At 62.5% G+C, this 14,652-nt stretch carries 18 protein-coding genes and 1 tRNA gene; 8 read left to right on the top strand and 11 right to left on the bottom strand.

Annotated elements, in window-relative coordinates; all coding sequences use genetic code 11:
- Nucleotides 1-94: 94 nt before the first annotated feature.
- Together ACR64R_RS26510 and ACR64R_RS26505 are read left to right on the top strand one after the other, a co-directional pair.
- Nucleotides 95-427: a protamine-2 (modular protein) gene (locus ACR64R_RS26510; RefSeq protein ID WP_487359188.1), complete on the top strand. Its 333-nt coding sequence runs from the start codon at nucleotides 95-97 to the stop codon at nucleotides 425-427.
- Between the two features lie 192 nt (nucleotides 428-619).
- On the top strand, nucleotides 620-808 hold the full coding sequence (locus ACR64R_RS26505) for a hypothetical protein (protein WP_487359187.1): 189 nt from the start codon (nucleotides 620-622) through the stop codon (nucleotides 806-808).
- A gap of 340 nt (nucleotides 809-1,148) precedes the next feature.
- On the opposite strand, the gene ACR64R_RS26500 is transcribed toward ACR64R_RS26505, so the two are convergent.
- Together ACR64R_RS26500 and ACR64R_RS26495 are read right to left on the bottom strand one after the other, a co-directional pair.
- On the bottom strand, nucleotides 1,149-1,550 hold the full coding sequence (locus tag ACR64R_RS26500; RefSeq protein ID WP_487359186.1) for a response regulator: 402 nt from the start codon (nucleotides 1,548-1,550) through the stop codon (nucleotides 1,149-1,151).
- A 254-nt stretch (nucleotides 1,551-1,804) separates the two neighbouring features.
- Nucleotides 1,805-1,878: transfer RNA gene (locus ACR64R_RS26495), tRNA-Gly, on the bottom strand.
- A gap of 143 nt (nucleotides 1,879-2,021) precedes the next feature.
- Here ACR64R_RS26495 and ACR64R_RS26490 point away from each other — a divergent pair.
- Nucleotides 2,022-2,285: a DUF6460 domain-containing protein gene (locus ACR64R_RS26490; protein ID WP_126096252.1), complete on the top strand. Its 264-nt coding sequence runs from the start codon at nucleotides 2,022-2,024 to the stop codon at nucleotides 2,283-2,285.
- 11 nt (nucleotides 2,286-2,296) lie between these two features.
- On the opposite strand, the gene ACR64R_RS26485 is transcribed toward ACR64R_RS26490, so the two are convergent.
- Nucleotides 2,297-3,199, bottom strand: a complete 903-nt coding sequence (locus ACR64R_RS26485) for a histone deacetylase family protein (protein ID WP_487359185.1) — start codon at nucleotides 3,197-3,199, stop codon at nucleotides 2,297-2,299.
- Nucleotides 3,200-3,323: 124 nt separating this feature from the next.
- Here ACR64R_RS26485 and ACR64R_RS26480 point away from each other — a divergent pair, with 124 nt between their 5' ends.
- Together ACR64R_RS26480 and ACR64R_RS26475 are read left to right on the top strand one after the other, a co-directional pair.
- Nucleotides 3,324-4,664, top strand: a complete 1,341-nt coding sequence (locus ACR64R_RS26480) for an MATE family efflux transporter (RefSeq protein WP_487359184.1) — start codon at nucleotides 3,324-3,326, stop codon at nucleotides 4,662-4,664.
- A gap of 55 nt (nucleotides 4,665-4,719) precedes the next feature.
- The gene (locus ACR64R_RS26475) at nucleotides 4,720-5,223 is read left to right on the top strand and encodes an STM3941 family protein (RefSeq protein ID WP_487359183.1); all 504 of its coding nucleotides are present in this window, start codon (nucleotides 4,720-4,722) and stop codon (nucleotides 5,221-5,223) included.
- Here ACR64R_RS26475 and ACR64R_RS26470 read toward each other — a convergent pair.
- Together ACR64R_RS26470 and ACR64R_RS26465 are read right to left on the bottom strand one after the other, a co-directional pair.
- Nucleotides 5,220-6,305 carry a quinone-dependent dihydroorotate dehydrogenase gene (locus tag ACR64R_RS26470; protein ID WP_487359182.1) on the bottom strand — a complete coding sequence of 362 codons (1,086 nt, stop codon included), beginning with the start codon at nucleotides 6,303-6,305 and terminating at the stop codon, nucleotides 5,220-5,222. The two genes, ACR64R_RS26475 and ACR64R_RS26470, sit on opposite strands and share 4 nt — an antisense overlap.
- Nucleotides 6,302-6,649 (bottom strand): DUF952 domain-containing protein, encoded by a 348-nt coding sequence (locus ACR64R_RS26465; RefSeq protein WP_487359181.1) that lies wholly within the window; start codon nucleotides 6,647-6,649, stop codon nucleotides 6,302-6,304. The genes ACR64R_RS26470 and ACR64R_RS26465 overlap by 4 nt, the downstream gene beginning before the upstream one ends.
- 110 nt (nucleotides 6,650-6,759) lie before the next feature.
- On the opposite strand from ACR64R_RS26465, the gene ACR64R_RS26460 reads away from it, so the two are divergent.
- The gene (locus ACR64R_RS26460) at nucleotides 6,760-7,197 is read left to right on the top strand and encodes a hypothetical protein (protein WP_487359180.1); all 438 of its coding nucleotides are present in this window, start codon (nucleotides 6,760-6,762) and stop codon (nucleotides 7,195-7,197) included.
- 224 nt (nucleotides 7,198-7,421) lie between these two features.
- Here the strand turns inward: ACR64R_RS26460 and phoU are convergent, their stop codons facing one another.
- Together phoU and ACR64R_RS26450 are read right to left on the bottom strand one after the other, a co-directional pair.
- Nucleotides 7,422-8,144: a phosphate signaling complex protein PhoU gene (gene phoU, locus ACR64R_RS26455; RefSeq protein WP_487359179.1), complete on the bottom strand. Its 723-nt coding sequence runs from the start codon at nucleotides 8,142-8,144 to the stop codon at nucleotides 7,422-7,424.
- A 108-nt stretch (nucleotides 8,145-8,252) separates the two neighbouring features.
- Nucleotides 8,253-9,518: an ATP-binding protein gene (locus tag ACR64R_RS26450; protein ID WP_487359178.1), complete on the bottom strand. Its 1,266-nt coding sequence runs from the start codon at nucleotides 9,516-9,518 to the stop codon at nucleotides 8,253-8,255.
- A 201-nt stretch (nucleotides 9,519-9,719) separates the two neighbouring features.
- Between ACR64R_RS26450 and ppk2 the strand changes: the two genes are divergently transcribed.
- A complete protein-coding gene (ppk2, locus tag ACR64R_RS26445; protein WP_487359177.1) occupies nucleotides 9,720-10,625 on the top strand; it encodes a polyphosphate kinase 2 in 906 nt (301 codons plus the stop codon).
- Between the two features lie 125 nt (nucleotides 10,626-10,750).
- Here the strand turns inward: ppk2 and ACR64R_RS26440 are convergent, their stop codons facing one another.
- The 3 genes from ACR64R_RS26440 to ACR64R_RS26430 form a co-directional block, all read right to left on the bottom strand.
- Entirely contained in the window at nucleotides 10,751-11,500 is a 750-nt protein-coding gene (locus tag ACR64R_RS26440; protein ID WP_487359176.1) for an enoyl-CoA hydratase-related protein, read from the bottom strand.
- Nucleotides 11,501-11,511: 11 nt separating this feature from the next.
- A complete protein-coding gene (locus ACR64R_RS26435) occupies nucleotides 11,512-12,150 on the bottom strand; it encodes an acyl-homoserine-lactone synthase (protein WP_487359175.1) in 639 nt (212 codons plus the stop codon).
- Nucleotides 12,151-12,247: 97 nt separating this feature from the next.
- The gene (locus tag ACR64R_RS26430; protein ID WP_487359174.1) at nucleotides 12,248-12,979 is read right to left on the bottom strand and encodes a LuxR family transcriptional regulator; all 732 of its coding nucleotides are present in this window, start codon (nucleotides 12,977-12,979) and stop codon (nucleotides 12,248-12,250) included.
- Nucleotides 12,980-13,257: 278 nt separating this feature from the next.
- Between ACR64R_RS26430 and ACR64R_RS26425 the strand changes: the two genes are divergently transcribed.
- Entirely contained in the window at nucleotides 13,258-14,079 is an 822-nt protein-coding gene (locus ACR64R_RS26425) for an ABC transporter substrate-binding protein (RefSeq protein ID WP_487359173.1), read from the top strand.
- A gap of 33 nt (nucleotides 14,080-14,112) precedes the next feature.
- Here the strand turns inward: ACR64R_RS26425 and ACR64R_RS26420 are convergent, their stop codons facing one another.
- A complete protein-coding gene (locus ACR64R_RS26420; RefSeq protein ID WP_487359172.1) occupies nucleotides 14,113-14,526 on the bottom strand; it encodes a tellurite resistance TerB family protein in 414 nt (137 codons plus the stop codon).
- Between the last annotated feature and the right edge of the window lie 126 nt (nucleotides 14,527-14,652).

Genomic DNA, 14,652 nt, shown 5'->3' with positions numbered 1-14,652 from the left:
AGCCATTTGTACGTTCAAACCGATCGGTCGTTCGCTGGAGCCCGTTGCGGGTGAGGGAAGAGCTGCCGATGTTCAACAGCTCGGGAGGTTTTTGATGGAACGTCGGTTGTTTTTGACCGGAATGCTTGGCGTTGCAGGGGCGGCGGCACTTGCGAGCCTGGCCGGCCCCAGCAAGGCCGTTGCCGGTATTCCCGGCGGCAACGGAATACTGGACGAACTCGACAAGCCGGACAATGCCGTCTTTGAAAGCGACGATCCGGCCGAGGTGGACCTGATATCGCACCACCGTCACCATGGACATTGGCGCTGGCGCCGCCGGCGTCACCGCCGGCGCGTTTGGAGAAGGGTCTGCCGCCGCGTCTGGCGCCATGGCCGTTGGCACCGCCGCTGCTGGCGCGAGCGCGTGTGGGTCGGCGTCTGGCTGTAATCGAATCCTCTACCACCGATGATACGAAGTTGGGTCTTGCACGGCAGTGCGAGACCCAATGTTGCGTCGATCCGTTACCTGGACGACAGCAATGGGATGAAGCTGTGTCGCCGGCTTGAACCGATGGTGCAAGACTCGCACCGTTTGCACGTTTGCGAGCTCGGCTCGGACTCCGGGTGGAGCGGGTACGCAATGATCGAGGTGTCGATTACACGCAACCTTTTTGCCGTGTCGTGCGTTCAAATTCGCATCGCAATTGCGGGGATTTCCATGGACAGAACTGATAACGGCGGCAACGGATTCAAAGCATTCATGGCCTTCATTATCGGCCTTGCTTCGATCGGCGCCGGCATTTCCATCTACTTCACCGGAATTAACTGACAGCCCGCTCCCTGCGAAAGGGTGAAGGCATGGGTCGGTTGGCCGGTTGAGTGCCGCGGCAGTGCCAGTCCCGGCGATTGCTCTACATGATGCAATGGCGCGGAACGGTCCAGCGACAGCAACTGAAGCCCCGCAACCTCACGGTGGCCTCTTGACCACGGCTGTAGGGGCATCTGACATCTTCCGCCTGACAGATCACACCTGCGCATGAACAGTGTGCGAGTGTAAGTATCGGCTGCCGCCGGCCAAAGTCGTATCGGAAGAGCCTAGTCGTGACACGCGATCGGAGAGCTCAGGTTCTGCTGATTTTCCGGCTTCAGCCGGAACTTGCGGTCGCGTCCTAGTCTGGGTTTGGCTGGTCTGGATTTGGCGGCTGGTCATTCATCAGCGTCGATAAGGCGGTGACGATCTGGGGCATGAAGAACGGCTTGCTTATCATGATGCTGTTGGGCACACCCTCGGCACCCCACTGACCGGCGCTGTCGCCGCTTATATACACAACCGGGATCGTGGAATTGACCTGGCGAATGTGACGAGCCACGTCCCAACCTGATGCACCCGGCCCGAGCCTTATATCCGACAGCAGCGCCTTGAACTTGTCCGGATCTGCGTCGAAGACTGCCAAGGCGGCCGTTCCGCTGTTGGCCGACACCACCTCGAAGCCCGCCTCCTCAAGCGCCGACTCGAGGTCGAGCAATATCATTGTCTCGTCTTCAACGACCAGTATTGCTCCGTTTGTCATCCTGTGCGCCTCAAGCGACCCCAAACGCCAGTCAGGCGGATTTAGTTCCGGCGAATACCGATTTATTGTCAAATGGATAGGCATAGTCCAAAGGATTGGCGCTTCGAGACCTAGTGACCCTGCGTGCGTCGAGCCGCTGCCTTTGAGCGCGGCAAGCTGCTCCGTGACCAGCGAGATCGCGCCGCTGCGTCGGCACTGACATGCGCGTAGCGCGTGTCTTCCTGACAGTCGGGCCGAGCCCTTCAGCTCGCAGGTGGAGCGGGTAGCGGGAATCGAACCCGCGCGTTCAGCTTGGGAAGCTGACAGGCTACCATTACATCATACCCGCGCAGCCGCCTCGTTACCATGATGGCAGGGCCTCAATCAATCGGCAAAGCTGCATCGCCCTCTGGCTGCTTGATGGCGGACTATCGAGTGCGTATCTCTGATACCGTGCCGCCGAATCGGGGCAGCTCAAACCGGAGAACGGCCTTGTCCGCACTGACACGCTTCCTTGGCGATACGCCACTCAGGGTGCTCGTGAAGTTGCTCGTGGTCTCCTTCCTGGTCGGCCTCGTCATGCACGCCTTCGGCTGGAGCCCGATGGACGTGCTGTATGGCATCCGCCAGTTCTTCATCGACCTGTGGAACCTCGGCTTCCACGCCGTCGACCGTTTCCTGGGCTATATCCTGCTCGGCGCCGCGATCGTCGTGCCGGCCTTCATCCTCCTCAGGATCGCAAGCTACAGGAAGTAGCCCGGCGAGAGTCAGGCAAAGGCTGCCGCCGCCTCGAAAAGAGCGGCGTGCCGCGCGGCAAGCGCCGGCACGTCGTTCGAATAGCCGCCTCCGATAACGCCGCACAGCGGCACGCCGCGGTTGCGGAAATGGCCGATGACCATGTCTTCGCGGGCGCGCAAACCTTCGTCGGTCAGCGCCAGCCGACCGAGCCTGTCTTCGGCGTGGACATCCACGCCGGCGTTGTAAAAGACGATGTCCCAGCGCCTTTGCCGGGATAGCTCCGGCAGGATCGCGGCAAGCCGCTCGAGATAGGCGTCGTCGCCGGTACCGTCCGGCAGGGCCACGTCGAGGTCGGAAGCGATCTTGCGCACCGGGTAGTTGCGCTCGCCATGCATGGAAAAGGTGAAGGCGCGCGATTCATCCTTCAGAATGTCCGCCGTGCCGTCGCCCTGATGCACGTCGAGATCGACTATCAGCACGTTTTCGACCGCGCCTTCTGCCAGCAACGCCAGCGAGGCGACCGCGACATCGTTGAAGGTGCAGAAGCCGGCGCCTTGCGCGCGCCGTGCATGGTGGCTGCCGCCGGCGGCGTTGCAAGCAAGGCCGTATCTCAGCGCCAACCGTGCCGCCAGCATCGTCCCGCCTGTGGCGAGTTGTGCCCTCAGCGATACGCGCGGGTCGACCGGAAAGCCAATCTCGCGCTCTATTCGTTCGGGCACCCGGCAGGCGATCACCTGGTCGACATAGTCCGCCGCATGCGCGACTTTCAGCAAGGCCGCCGGCGCCGGCTCCGGCATCGAAAGCGTCCCTTTCGCAGCCAACCCGCGCATGCGCAAGGCCTCCATCAGCAGCGGATACTTGCTCATCGGAAAGCGATGGTTGGCGGCGAAGCCGGCATCGTAGTCGGGGTGATGGACGATCTGCAGCGACATGGATTGGAGCGGTCTGCACCAACCTTGATGTTCGGTTGGCGGGTGGACGGAGGTTGCGCGACGCGCGCAAACTGGGGCACATCGGGTCTCCGATCAAGCGGCAATCAGCCAGGCACCAATCCCCTTGGATGCGACCCAGACCAGCGGCAGAGCCTTCGCCGTCACCAACCGCTCGGTGCTGGCGATCGCCGTGCCGATGACGCTTGCCTATCTGACGACGCCGCTGCTCGGCATCGTCGGCACCGCGGTGGTCGGCCAGTTCGGCGACGCGGCCCTGCTTGGCGGCCTGGCGGCGGGATCATTGGTCTTCGACGTCGTCTTCACCACCTTCAACTTCCTGCGCTCCGGCACCACCGGCCTCGTCGCCCAGGCCTTCGGGCGTGACGATCCGTTGGAGGAACAGGCGGTGCTTTGGCGCGCCGTGCTGATCGCGGTTGTCGCAGGGGTCATACTCGCAGCCCTTTCCCCGCTCTTTGCCGTGGCCGGCCAATGGTTCATGGGCGCCGAACCGCGCGTCAGCGCGGCGATGTCGGTTTATATCCGCATCAGGCTGCTGTCGGCGCCCTTCTCGCTCATCAACTACGCCATACTGGGCTACGTGCTGGGGCGCGGCGAGGGCGGGCTCGGGCTGATGCTGCAGGCCGTGCTCAACGGCATCAACATCGTGCTCTGCTTCCTGCTCGGCCTGGAACTCGGCTGGGGCGTCGCCGGCGTGGCCTGGGCGACGGTCACGGGCGAATTCCTGGCCATGCTGCTTGGCCTTGCCATCTTGCTCAGCCGTTTCGGCAAGCTGGAGCGGCCGTCGCGTCGCCGCATCCTCGACCTGCCCGCCTACCGGCGCATGCTGTCGCTCAACCGCGACATCATGATCCGCTCCTTCGCGCTGCTTGGCGCCTTCGCGCTGTTCACCCGGCAGGGCGCACAGTTCGGCACGGTGACACTTGCCGCCAATGCCGTACTGATGAACTTCTTCCTCATCGCCGGCTATTTCCTCGACGGTTTCGCCACCGCCGCCGAGCAGCTTGCAGGCCGCGCCATCGGCGCGCATGCGCCCGCTCCGTTCCGGCGAGCCGTCCGGCTTACCCTGATCTGGGGCTTTGGGCTTGCCGGCATCGCCACACTCATCCTGCTGACGGCCGGCGCTGGCCTGGTGGCGCTGGTGACGACGTCCCAGGAAGTCCGCGCGGTCGCCGATACCTATCTGCCCTGGGCGGCCTTCACGGCGCTGAGCGGCGTGCTGGCCTTCCAAATGGACGGCGTCTTCATCGGCGCCACCTGGTCGCGCGATATGCGCAACATGATGCTTTTGTCGTTCCTGGCCTTCAGCGCCGCGCTCATCACCTTGGCGCCGGCCTTTGGCAACAACGGCCTGTGGGCGTCGCTGCATGTCTTCCTGCTGGTGCGGGGATTGAGCTTGCTTGCCATGCTCAGGCTCAGGGTGCGGACAGCGTTCGATACGCCCTAGCAGTTGGATAGTCTTGGCTGCTAAGGAACCGTTGAACGGGATTTTTGGAATACCAATGGGCCAGGAACTCATCGCGCTTGAACCGCGGATAATCCGAGGATCGCGAGCCAAAGGACTCTTGAATCTGGCTGTTTGCGTTGGCGTAATTTGCGTGGGATTTTTTGTAATTTGTCGACCTCAGAATCATCCTGACTCGGTCATCCAAGGATGGTTCTTTGTAATATCCTTTGGAATTTTCGCCCTTGTCTACATTATAGAGATATTTCGTCCATACGTCTTACGGCTCGACAGTTATGGCCTCGAACTGCATGGTGGCCTCAAGGTTCCGAGGAAGATTGCCTGGCGAGACATTCATGAATTTTATGTGCGGAACGCTCGCCATGGCAAATCGATTGGCTACAGCTTGAAATTGAGAGGTGAGCCGGGTTCTCCACCGAGATACTCTGAGAAAAGCCTGCCAAATGGATGGCCACTGTCAATCGACAACATGGTCGATTTGCTGAATATCTATCGGCTGCAGGTTTTGGCGAGAGAGGCGAACCCGGCCAAACAACCCTAACATCCTGGAAGAGATTTGCCGCACCATTGATCAACACTGCTGTCGCGTAGCGCGCGCAGAGACGTCAGCCTTTCCTGCTCCGCGAACCGCGCCATGCCGGCGACGATGCGCCCGGGTAGCGTGGGTCCGGCATATATCATGCCGGTGTAGAGCTGGACCAGATCGGCGCCGGCGCGGATCTTCTCCAATGCGGCTTCAGTGGAAACGACACCGCCGACACCGATGATGGCCATCCGAGGGCCGAGCAGCTTGCGCATGCGGGCAAGAACCGCGGTCGAACGCTCGAACAACGGTTTCCCCGAGAGACCGCCGGTTTCATTCGCCAGTCCGCCGCTTCGCAATCCGGTCCGCGATAGCGTCGTGTTGGAGACGATGACGCCGTCGATCTTCTTCTCGGCGACCTCGGCGGCGATGTCCTCCAACTCGGCTTCGACAAGGTCCGGCGCGATCTTGAGGAAGACGGGCGGCTGCACGGGGGCCGCCGCACGCGCGGCTATCACTCGTGACAGCAACTCCCCGAGTTGCTCGCGCGCCTGCATGTTGCGCAGGCCCGGCGTGTTGGGCGAGGAGATGTTGACTGTCAGATAATTCGCATAGGGCGCGAAACGGGCAACACCGCGCTCATAGTCGGCGATGCGGTCGGCGCTGTCCTTGTTGGCGCCGATGTTGACGCCAACGATACCTGGGCGCCCCTTGCGCGCGGCAAGCCGCTTTTCGGCGGCCGCGTGACCTTCATTGTTGAAGCCCAGCCGGTTGATCACTGCCTCATCCGCCGTCAGCCGGAAGATGCGCGGCTTCGGGTTGCCCGGTTGCGGCAGCGGCGTGATGGTGCCGACCTCGGCAAAGCCGAAGCCGAGCCCAAGCAGCGCGTCCGGCACTTCGGCGTTCTTGTCGTAGCCGGCGGCCATGCCGAGCGGGTTAGGGAAATCGAGGCCACAGAGACTGGTCTTGAGCCGCGCGTCGCGCGGCGCCGTCGCGCCAACCGGCAGTCCGCAGCGCAGCGCGGCGATCGACATGCCATGCGCGGTTTCCGGATCGAAGGAGAAAAGCAGCTTCTGGCCGATCCGGTCGAGCACGCTCATTCGCCCTCCAGCGCAGGGAATTCGTGGCCGCCGGCGCCGAGCGGCAGCGGCTTCACCCAGACAACGGCATCGAGAGCAAGCGGGGCGTAGAGATGGGGAAACAGCGCGCCGCCGCGCGATACCTCATATTTCAGCGCGTCGCCCAGCTTGTTCCCGTCAATGGCGATGAGCAGCAGGCCCGTCTGGGCCGCGAAATGCCTGGCCGCTGTCTCGCGCACCTGCGCGGCGGTCGAGAAATGGATGAAGCCGTCGGCGACATCGATCGGCGCTCCGGTGAAGCGTCCATCCTTCTCCGATTCGCGCCACAGCGCCTCGGGCGCGATCTTGTAGATAATCTGAGACATTGTCGCGCTATAGTCCGAACTGAAGGCACGGGGAAGGCTCGAGCTCGACTCTTCCCCATTTCCGGCGCAAACCTGTGATAGCCCGCCTTCAGTCGCTCATGGAGGACAATATGCGTCTTCACCACATCCTGATCCCGGCGGCGCTCTGCTCGCTGGTTGCCGTCTCCGCCTATTCCGAGGAGACCGATCACTTCCGCCTGGAGAAGTCGGCCAACGGTTATGTCCGCATGGACACTAGGACCGGGGCCATGTCTATCTGCGAGGAACGCTCAGGCCAGCTTGTCTGCAAGATGGCGGCGGACGAGCGAGCCGCCTATCAGGACGAGATCGACCGGCTGGACAATTCGGTCAAGGCGCTCGACGCGCGTGTCGCCAAGCTCGAGAATTCGCTCTCCGCCCGGCTGGAATCGAAGCTGCCCAGCGAAGAGGATTTCAACAAGACCATGGGTTACATGGAACGCTTCTTCCGGACCTTCAAGGATATCGTCAAGGAAATGGACAAGGAAGACGGCGATGGCGGCTCCAAGCTGAACCAGCAGAAAACCTGAGGCGACGCGGCCGACGATCCGTTGCGCGGTGCGGGCACGATGAACAGGGCATCGCCCAATTGCTCGATCATGAGCAGCTGGTGCGGATGCTCGGCATCCTCGATCGCCAGGTCATGCAGGTGGACTGCGCCTACACCCTCAGCAACAGTTTACGATCGGACTCGAGCAGCCCGATCCAGGCGAGCTGAGCCTAAAATCGGAGAGCCCTTCGAGAGGGCCTGACTTCACTTGGCCGATACGATGCCGGGAAGCACGACCTTATCGGTCTTGTCTCCCTTCGGCCGCTCGGGGGGCATCTGGTCGCCGGTGACGATATAGTAGATGGTCTCGGCGATGTTGGTCGCATGGTCGCCGATGCGTTCGATGTTCTTGGCGCAGAACAGAAGGTGCGTGCAGGGCGTGATGTTGCGCGGATCTTCCATCATGTAGGTCAAAAGCTCGCGGAACAGCGAGGTGTACATGGCGTCGATCTGGTCATCCCTGTCGCGCACGAAGCCGATCATCTCGACCGAGCGCGATGCGTAGACGTCGAGCACTTCCTTGAGCTGCGTCAACGCCAGGTTGGCAAGCGCCTCCAGACCACGGAAAAGGCTGTTCGGCTGGCGTCCGCCGACCGACGCCACACGCTTGGCAACGTTCTTGCCGAGATCGCCGACACGTTCGATATCGGCCGAGATCCGGATCGCGCCGACGATCTCGCGGAGATCCGTCGCCATCGGCTGGCGCCTGGCAATGATGATGATGGCCTTGTCGTCGATCTCACGCTGCGCTTCGTCGAGCACAAGGTCATCCTGGATGACCTTTTGGGCAAGGCCATGGTCGACATTGACCAGGGCCGCGATGGCCTGCTCGACCATGCGCTCGGCATGACCGCCCATCGCGGCAATGCGCTTCGACAGGAATTTCAGTTCCTCATCATAGGCACTGACAGTGTGGACGGACTGCATTTGGATGCCTTCCCGGTTTGTGCCGGCTTATGCGTTCCCTCAATCCGCCGCTGATACGCGAACCGCGTGACAGAAAGAAGAAAATCTCGGTTGGCGACAATACACGGATCAGCGAGCCGGCAAATGAACCGTGAACGCCGCGCCCTTCCCGACTTCCGACTTGATCGACAATCTTGCGTTATGACGGGTCAATATATGCTTGACGATCGAAAGGCCAAGTCCGGTGCCCTTCTGCGTGCGGCTGTTTTCGACGTCGACGCGGTAGAAGCGTTCGGTTATGCGCGGGATGTGTTCTTCGGCGATGCCCGGGCCGTAGTCCCTGATCGTGACGTCGAACCCCGGCTGCTGGCTGTCCTCCGTGCCGACAATCGATACGGTTACACGTCCGCCTGACTGGCCATACTTGCAGGCGTTCTCCAGGAGATTCTCGAAGACCTGGAACAGCTCGTCGCGGTCGCCGGGAACGACAAGCCGCCCGTTGGCGAACTCCCGCTCGATCACCAGGCCGTTCTCGCCGGCCAGCGGCCCTAGCGAATCGATGACGCTGTCGATCGTCTGGCGAAGATCGACCTCCGTGCCCGGTCTCAGATAGGGTTTCATTTCCAGTCGCGAGAGCGAGAGCAGATCGTCGATCAGGCGGGCCATGCGGCCGGTCTGGTTCTGCATGATCTGCAGGAACTGGTCGCGCGCCGCCGGATCGTTGCGGGCGGGCCCGCGCAGCGTCTCGATGAAGCCGGCGATCGAGGCGAGCGGCGTACGCAACTCATGGCTGGCATTGGCGATGAAGTCGGCCCGCATGCGATCGATGCGCCGCGTCTCGCTTTGATCCTTGAACACCAACACATAGAGGCAGGTGGCATGGCCGACCGTGGACGCGCTGACCCGGTAAGTCCGTTCCACCGGCAGCTTCTCGGTGTAGTCGACGGCATTGGCGGCGACCTGCCCCGACAGAATGCTGTCCAGCAACGCCTGCATTTCCGGCGCGCGAAACTTCAAGGCCAGTGACATGCCCGGCGCGAGGCCCCCGAAGGCCGCGAAAGCGGCGGCGTTGGCGTGAACGATGGCGGCGGAATGGTCGAAGATGATCAGCGGATCGGCGACAGCAGCCGCCAGGTACTCTCCGGACAGTTGCTGCAGCCCGCTGGCCTCGATCGCGGCGGACGCGGCGGCTGACTGGCGCTCGGCATCGGCAGGCAGCATCGCCGCGATCGCCAGCACGACCAGGGCCAGCAGCGGCACATAAACGGAGGCGCCGGCGAAAGCGTAGACGGCAATAATCGCGGCGATGCCCGCGGCCAGCAGCCGACGGTTGCGCCAAAGCCGGGCCGCTACGGCCTGCCCTCTGCTGTCTTGCCCCGCGCCCGTCTCTGCCATAGGCCCGTGCTACCCCGCATCCCGTCGACCGGTCAGCGGCTCGCTGCTTGACTGGCCTGGCGCATGCGGCCCTGAAAATCGGGATCGATTTTCGCGAAGGTTCATGCGCAAAATCAAAATGCTACAGCGCCTTTGTGCCCGGATGGGCACGCCGCACTGGCTCCCATAGCATGAGTCCCCAAACTGGAAAGGTTCGTCTGGATGAAAAAAGCCCCGGAAACCGCTGAAGCAGTGCCGGCACCGGCACCAATCAAGATCAAGATCGGCGGCAAGGAGCGCGAGTTCGATATCGACAACCCGGTGCTTCCGGACTGGATCGAGGACAAAAAGCTGACCACCGGCGGCTATCCCTACGACAAGAAGATGCAAGACCAGGATTACGAAAAGGAGCTCGAGCGGCTGCAGATCGAACTGGTCAAGGCGCAGGCCTGGCTGCAGACCACCGGCGGGCGGGTGATGGCGCTTTTCGAAGGGCGCGACGCGGCCGGCAAGGGCGGCACGATCTTCGTGCTGCGGCAGTACATGAACCCGCGCACGGCCCGCAACGTGGCGTTGCCCAGGCCGACGTCGACGGAGGCCGGGCAATGGTACTACCAGCGCTATGTCGCCCATTTCCCGACTTCGGGCGAATTCGTCACCTTCGACCGCTCCTGGTACAACCGCGCCGGTGTCGAGCCCGTCATGGGGTTCTGCACGCCCGAGCAGCATGAGAAATTCCTCGACGAGACGCCGCATTTCGAGCGGATGATCTGCAACGAAGGCATTCATTTCTTCAAGTTCTGGCTGGACATCGGCCGCGAGACTCAGCTCGAGCGGTTCCATGACCGCCGCTGGTCGCCGCTGAAGAGCTGGAAATTCTCGCCGATCGACATCGCGGCCGTCAACAAATGGGACGACTACACCAAGGCTCGCGACCTGATGGTCAAGCGCACACACAAGGCGTTCTCGCCCTGGATCATCGTGCGCGCCAACGACAAGCGCCGCGCCCGGCTTGCGGTTATCCAGCGTATCCTGCTGTCGCTGCCCTATGAGGGCCGCAATCCAGATGCCGTCGGCAAGCCCGACAAGAACATCATCGGCGAAGGGCCCAAATTCCTGAAAGATTGATGCATGTCGCCCAAGAAGCATGCCCTCAGGCCCGAGACGGGTTGGGGCGGCGGCATGCATCAAGGCCGCTGGTTACAGCGCCGCGGGCCTTCCGGCAGGCGCGGCGCTGAGATTGTCGTGACAGTTCAAGCGGCCAGGCGAGCGATCCGCTGCAGCCGCTTCAGCGTGGTGTCATCCTGGAGCGCCTGCTGGAACAGCGTGATCTCGTGATCGATACGATCGCACAAAACGTCCGTATCGCCCTTGAGAAGGCTCCGCGTCTGCAGCAGTGCCGCCACCGGCTTCTTGGCGAGATGTTTCGCCCTCGCCAGCGTTGCTTCCTCGGCGCTTCCTTCCGTCACGACCTCGCCGACGAGACCGAGCGCCCTTGCGTCCTCCACGCCGAGTGTGTCACCCAGGCAGAAGAAGCGGAAGGCTCCGGCATAGCCGAGCTTCTGGGGCGCCAGAATGCTGGTCGCCGCGTCCGGCACCAGGCCGAAATCGACGAAAGGCACCCTGAAGGTGCTGCCCCTGGATGCGATCACCATATCGCAATGGAACAGGATGGTGCAGCCGACGCCTACGGCATCGCCGTCGACACAGGCAAGGACCGGCTTGGGGAAGGTCGCCAGCATGCGGAACATGTCGGTGACGGCGGCGATCAGCTCTCGGTGCTTGGTGGCGTCGAGAAACTCCGAGAAGTCGCCGCCGAGGCAGAAGCACCCGGCAAGGCCGCGCAGCATGACGACGCGGACCTCGTCGTCGACTGCCGCTTCGTGCAAGGTCCTGGCGAGACTCGCATAAGCGTGCCTGTCGAGCACCGGCCGGCCGTCATGCGAGGACACGGTGACGACCAGCGTGTGGCCGCGCAGTTCCGGTTCGGGATGGAAACTCATGACCGCCTCCATCACGAAGCCTGCCTAAGGCCGAGCTGACCCGGATAGCCCCGGTTCAGCACCGGCAGGTAGTGATTGCGGCGAGCCCGCACGACATCGAGCGTGTGCTCGGTGAAGGTGAGCAGCGTGGCCACGACCTGCTGGTTGCCATAGGTGCGCTGGTAGCCGAGCGGCCTCGCCAGGAAGTGCAGTTGCAGCGCCCGCAGCACCCACATCGGCTCGAACTCGATGATGACCTGGTTGACGGAGCGGTTGAGGCCCCATTCGACGAAGCCGGCGATCAGTTCCGTGCCGACGGTCGAGACGCCGCGCTTGCCGTCACGAAAACCCGGAGCGACCGCGTAGCGGGTCAGTTCCCAGACGTTTGGACCCGAGGGGGACGGACCCTCGCAGAGGTCCGACAGCACGTCCGTCAGAAGATGCGGCCGGGTGGTGGGCAGCATGCGCTGGTAACCGGCCAGTTCACCGTTGCGAATGACCAGATGGTGCTCTGCCTCGTCATGGTCGAACTGGTCGATCTCGAGCTGGTCAGGACGATCGAGATCGGTCCATCCCATTTCCTCTACGAAGACCTTGTAGCGCAGGCGGTGGACGGCCTCCCAAAGGTCGGGGCGTTCCATCAATTCTTGAGTGGTAAGGGCAAAGAGCATTAGCCGTCTCCTAGGCGTGAGAGGAAGATACGGCCGTGATGTCCCTTGAAATATGCGCGAATGCGCAGGCAAGAATTTCTAGGTCGGCACGGCCGACCTAGCTAATATAGCCACGTCTAATCGCCTCTGCGACAGCCTGAACCCGGTTCGCAGCACCCAGTTTGCTCTTGGCGTTAAGAAGATGTTTCTCCGAAGTGTGTTCCGAGATGCCTAAAATTTGAGATATCTCCCATTCGGACTTGCCAACGGCCGCCCATTGCAAGCATTCCCGCTCACGCGCCGTCAATTCTATGTGATCAACGACCCTTTCGGCCTTGGTATGCAGTTGCATGGCGCGACCGATCGCATAGGTCGACGCCAGCGACACCATTCCGAATTCGGCATCCGACAGTTCAACGGTCTCGCCGCCCAGCGATACCATGACGATCTGGCCGTCGAGCGTGACCAGCGGAAGCGCCAGGCCGTCGCGCAACTTGAACTCGCGCGCGTCACCCATGACTTCGTCGCTGCCCTTGTCGATCAAGGCGCTCTTGGAGGCATCCCGCCATTGGAACGGCGCCTGTAGTTGCTTCATGTGGCTGACGACCGGATCGTGGTCCACATAGTTGCGCGCGACATAGCGCTCAAGCCAATCGCCAGGCCAATCGCAAAGCAGCACGTGCTGTTTCTGCTGGCCACGCGGCGTGCCGGGCTGCGGCACGGTTCCCGCCATCAGCGCCGTCAGGCCGAAATTCGAAGTGACGCCCAGAAGCCTCTCGCAAACCGCCGCCGCGGTGCCAGCATTCTGCAACTGGTCTATGTATTCCAAAGTTCTGTCGAACAGGCCCATCGCAACATCTACCCCATGTTGCTTCTGCTTTTTCCTTACCCAGGGTAGATGGCCGAACACCCCTTCGCCATCAACCCCAAGCCGCAACCTTCCCCACAACGCCGGTAGCTTCCCCCTTCCGGCGCACGGGGTCATTTGCAACGCTGGGAATGATACGCTTAATTTAGCCGCGTGAAATCAAAAACCGTTGTGCCTGCATCATTTTCATACCAAAAGCCTCCGATCGGGGATGTGCGCGGAGCCAGATCGTGACCTTGCGGTGGATATTTCTGGCCCTGATGTCCGCACTTGCCGGTACACTGCCCTTTGCCGGCGCGACTCAAGGCGCGGAGCCGCAGGTGCCGGTGCTGTGGGATGCCAAGGAGCGGCTGCCGAAACCCGACCTCACCGCGCTGCCGCGGCTCAGATTCCTCACCACCACCGATTTTCCGCCCTTCAACTTCCTCGACGGTTCGGGCCGCCTCTCGGGTTTCCACATCGATCTGGCGCGGGCAATCTGCGCGGAATTGGGCGTTGTCGAGAAATGCCAGGTCCAGGCCCTGCCGTGGAACGAGTTGGAGGACGCCCTCCAGAAAGGCGAGGGCGAGGCGATCATCGCCGGCATCGCCGCGACGCCGCAAAGCCGCGAGAAGTACGCGTTTTCGCGATCCTATATGCAGTTCCCGGCGCGCTTCATCATGCCGAAGGCGAAGGCTTTCGCCGAGCCAATTCTCGACAAGCTGCGCAGCAAGCGGGTCGGCGTCGTCGCCGGCTCGGCGCATGAGAAGATGCTGCGCGACTACTTCGCCACAGTGCAGGTGGTGACCTTCGACACGCCGGAAGGCCTCTACGTCGACCTCAAGGCCGGCAAGATCGACGCCGCTTTCGGCGACGGCATGCGCTTCGCCTTCTGGTTGGCCGGCTCGGACGCCGCCGGCTGCTGCCGGTTCGCCGGCGGTCCGTACCTGGCGCCTGAATATCTGGGCTCGGGCATGGCGATCGCCACCCGCAAGACCGACACCGCGCTTGCCGCCGCCTTCGATTACGCCCTGCAGGAAATCTCGATCAAGGGCACCTTCGCCGAATTCTACCTGCGCTATTTCCCCGTAAGCTTCTTCTAAGGCGTCCGGCAGGCGCGGCGACGCGATGCGCCTTCAGGTGAGCGTGCGCAGGCGGGCTTTCGCGGCACGCGCGATCGCGGCAACCGTCAGCGTGTCGAGATCGAGCTTGAGACGGATGAGCTGCAGCACCCTGACTTCCTCCATGCGCATTTCGAGATCGACCGCGGCGACCTCGAAGGCGGCGGCGTAAGCCGTGTCCCGCAACCGCTCCGGCAGCGCCGCGGTGACACGATCGAGTACGCCTTCCAAGCCGTCTTTCTCGTGCAGCGCCTTCTGACAGGCTTGGGCCACCGCAACCAGCCGATCCTGGTTGAAGTCGACGAACACCGGCCAGGATCGGACGACGTCGCCGATCCGGGCCAGCTCGACATCGGTCATGTCGCGATCGGAGGCCGATGTGATGACCATCAGGTGGATGAGGGCTTCGTGCGGCGTCAATGGAGGCATTCAAAACTCCAGGGCCGTGCATCTCGTTGCCACCAAGGCACGGGGCACTTGGGGGCGACATGCACCGTATGATCGCGCTCCAACGTAGGAGCGCCATTGTGGCGCCGCAAGGAAAACCACCGCAAA

The sequence above is a fragment of the Mesorhizobium sp. MC2-1-1 genome (assembly GCF_057597255.1).
Note: the sequence above shows the minus strand (reverse complement) of the source record. Positions and strands in the feature narration are given on the sequence as shown.

Excerpts from the sequence above, each read along its gene's own strand:
- ACR64R_RS26510 (WP_487359188.1), top strand. The coding sequence starts at position 95 with ATGGAACGTCGGTTGTTTTTGACCGGAATGCTTGGCGTTGCAGGGGCG.
- ACR64R_RS26505 (WP_487359187.1), top strand. The coding sequence starts at position 620 with ATGATCGAGGTGTCGATTACACGCAACCTTTTTGCCGTGTCGTGCGTT.
- ACR64R_RS26500 (WP_487359186.1), bottom strand. The coding sequence starts at position 1,550 with ATGACAAACGGAGCAATACTGGTCGTTGAAGACGAGACAATGATATTG.
- ACR64R_RS26485 (WP_487359185.1), bottom strand. The coding sequence starts at position 3,199 with ATGTCGCTGCAGATCGTCCATCACCCCGACTACGATGCCGGCTTCGCC.
- ACR64R_RS26475 (WP_487359183.1), top strand. The coding sequence starts at position 4,720 with ATGGGCCAGGAACTCATCGCGCTTGAACCGCGGATAATCCGAGGATCG.
- ACR64R_RS26470 (WP_487359182.1), bottom strand. The coding sequence starts at position 6,305 with ATGAGCGTGCTCGACCGGATCGGCCAGAAGCTGCTTTTCTCCTTCGAT.
- ACR64R_RS26465 (WP_487359181.1), bottom strand. The coding sequence starts at position 6,649 with ATGTCTCAGATTATCTACAAGATCGCGCCCGAGGCGCTGTGGCGCGAA.
- ACR64R_RS26460 (WP_487359180.1), top strand. The coding sequence starts at position 6,760 with ATGCGTCTTCACCACATCCTGATCCCGGCGGCGCTCTGCTCGCTGGTT.
- phoU (WP_487359179.1), bottom strand. The coding sequence starts at position 8,144 with ATGCAGTCCGTCCACACTGTCAGTGCCTATGATGAGGAACTGAAATTC.
- ACR64R_RS26450 (WP_487359178.1), bottom strand. The coding sequence starts at position 9,518 with ATGGCAGAGACGGGCGCGGGGCAAGACAGCAGAGGGCAGGCCGTAGCG.
- ppk2 (WP_487359177.1), top strand. The coding sequence starts at position 9,720 with ATGAAAAAAGCCCCGGAAACCGCTGAAGCAGTGCCGGCACCGGCACCA.
- ACR64R_RS26440 (WP_487359176.1), bottom strand. The coding sequence starts at position 11,500 with ATGAGTTTCCATCCCGAACCGGAACTGCGCGGCCACACGCTGGTCGTC.
- ACR64R_RS26435 (WP_487359175.1), bottom strand. The coding sequence starts at position 12,150 with ATGCTCTTTGCCCTTACCACTCAAGAATTGATGGAACGCCCCGACCTT.
- ACR64R_RS26430 (WP_487359174.1), bottom strand. The coding sequence starts at position 12,979 with ATGGGCCTGTTCGACAGAACTTTGGAATACATAGACCAGTTGCAGAAT.
- ACR64R_RS26425 (WP_487359173.1), top strand. The coding sequence starts at position 13,258 with ATGTCCGCACTTGCCGGTACACTGCCCTTTGCCGGCGCGACTCAAGGC.
- ACR64R_RS26420 (WP_487359172.1), bottom strand. The coding sequence starts at position 14,526 with ATGCCTCCATTGACGCCGCACGAAGCCCTCATCCACCTGATGGTCATC.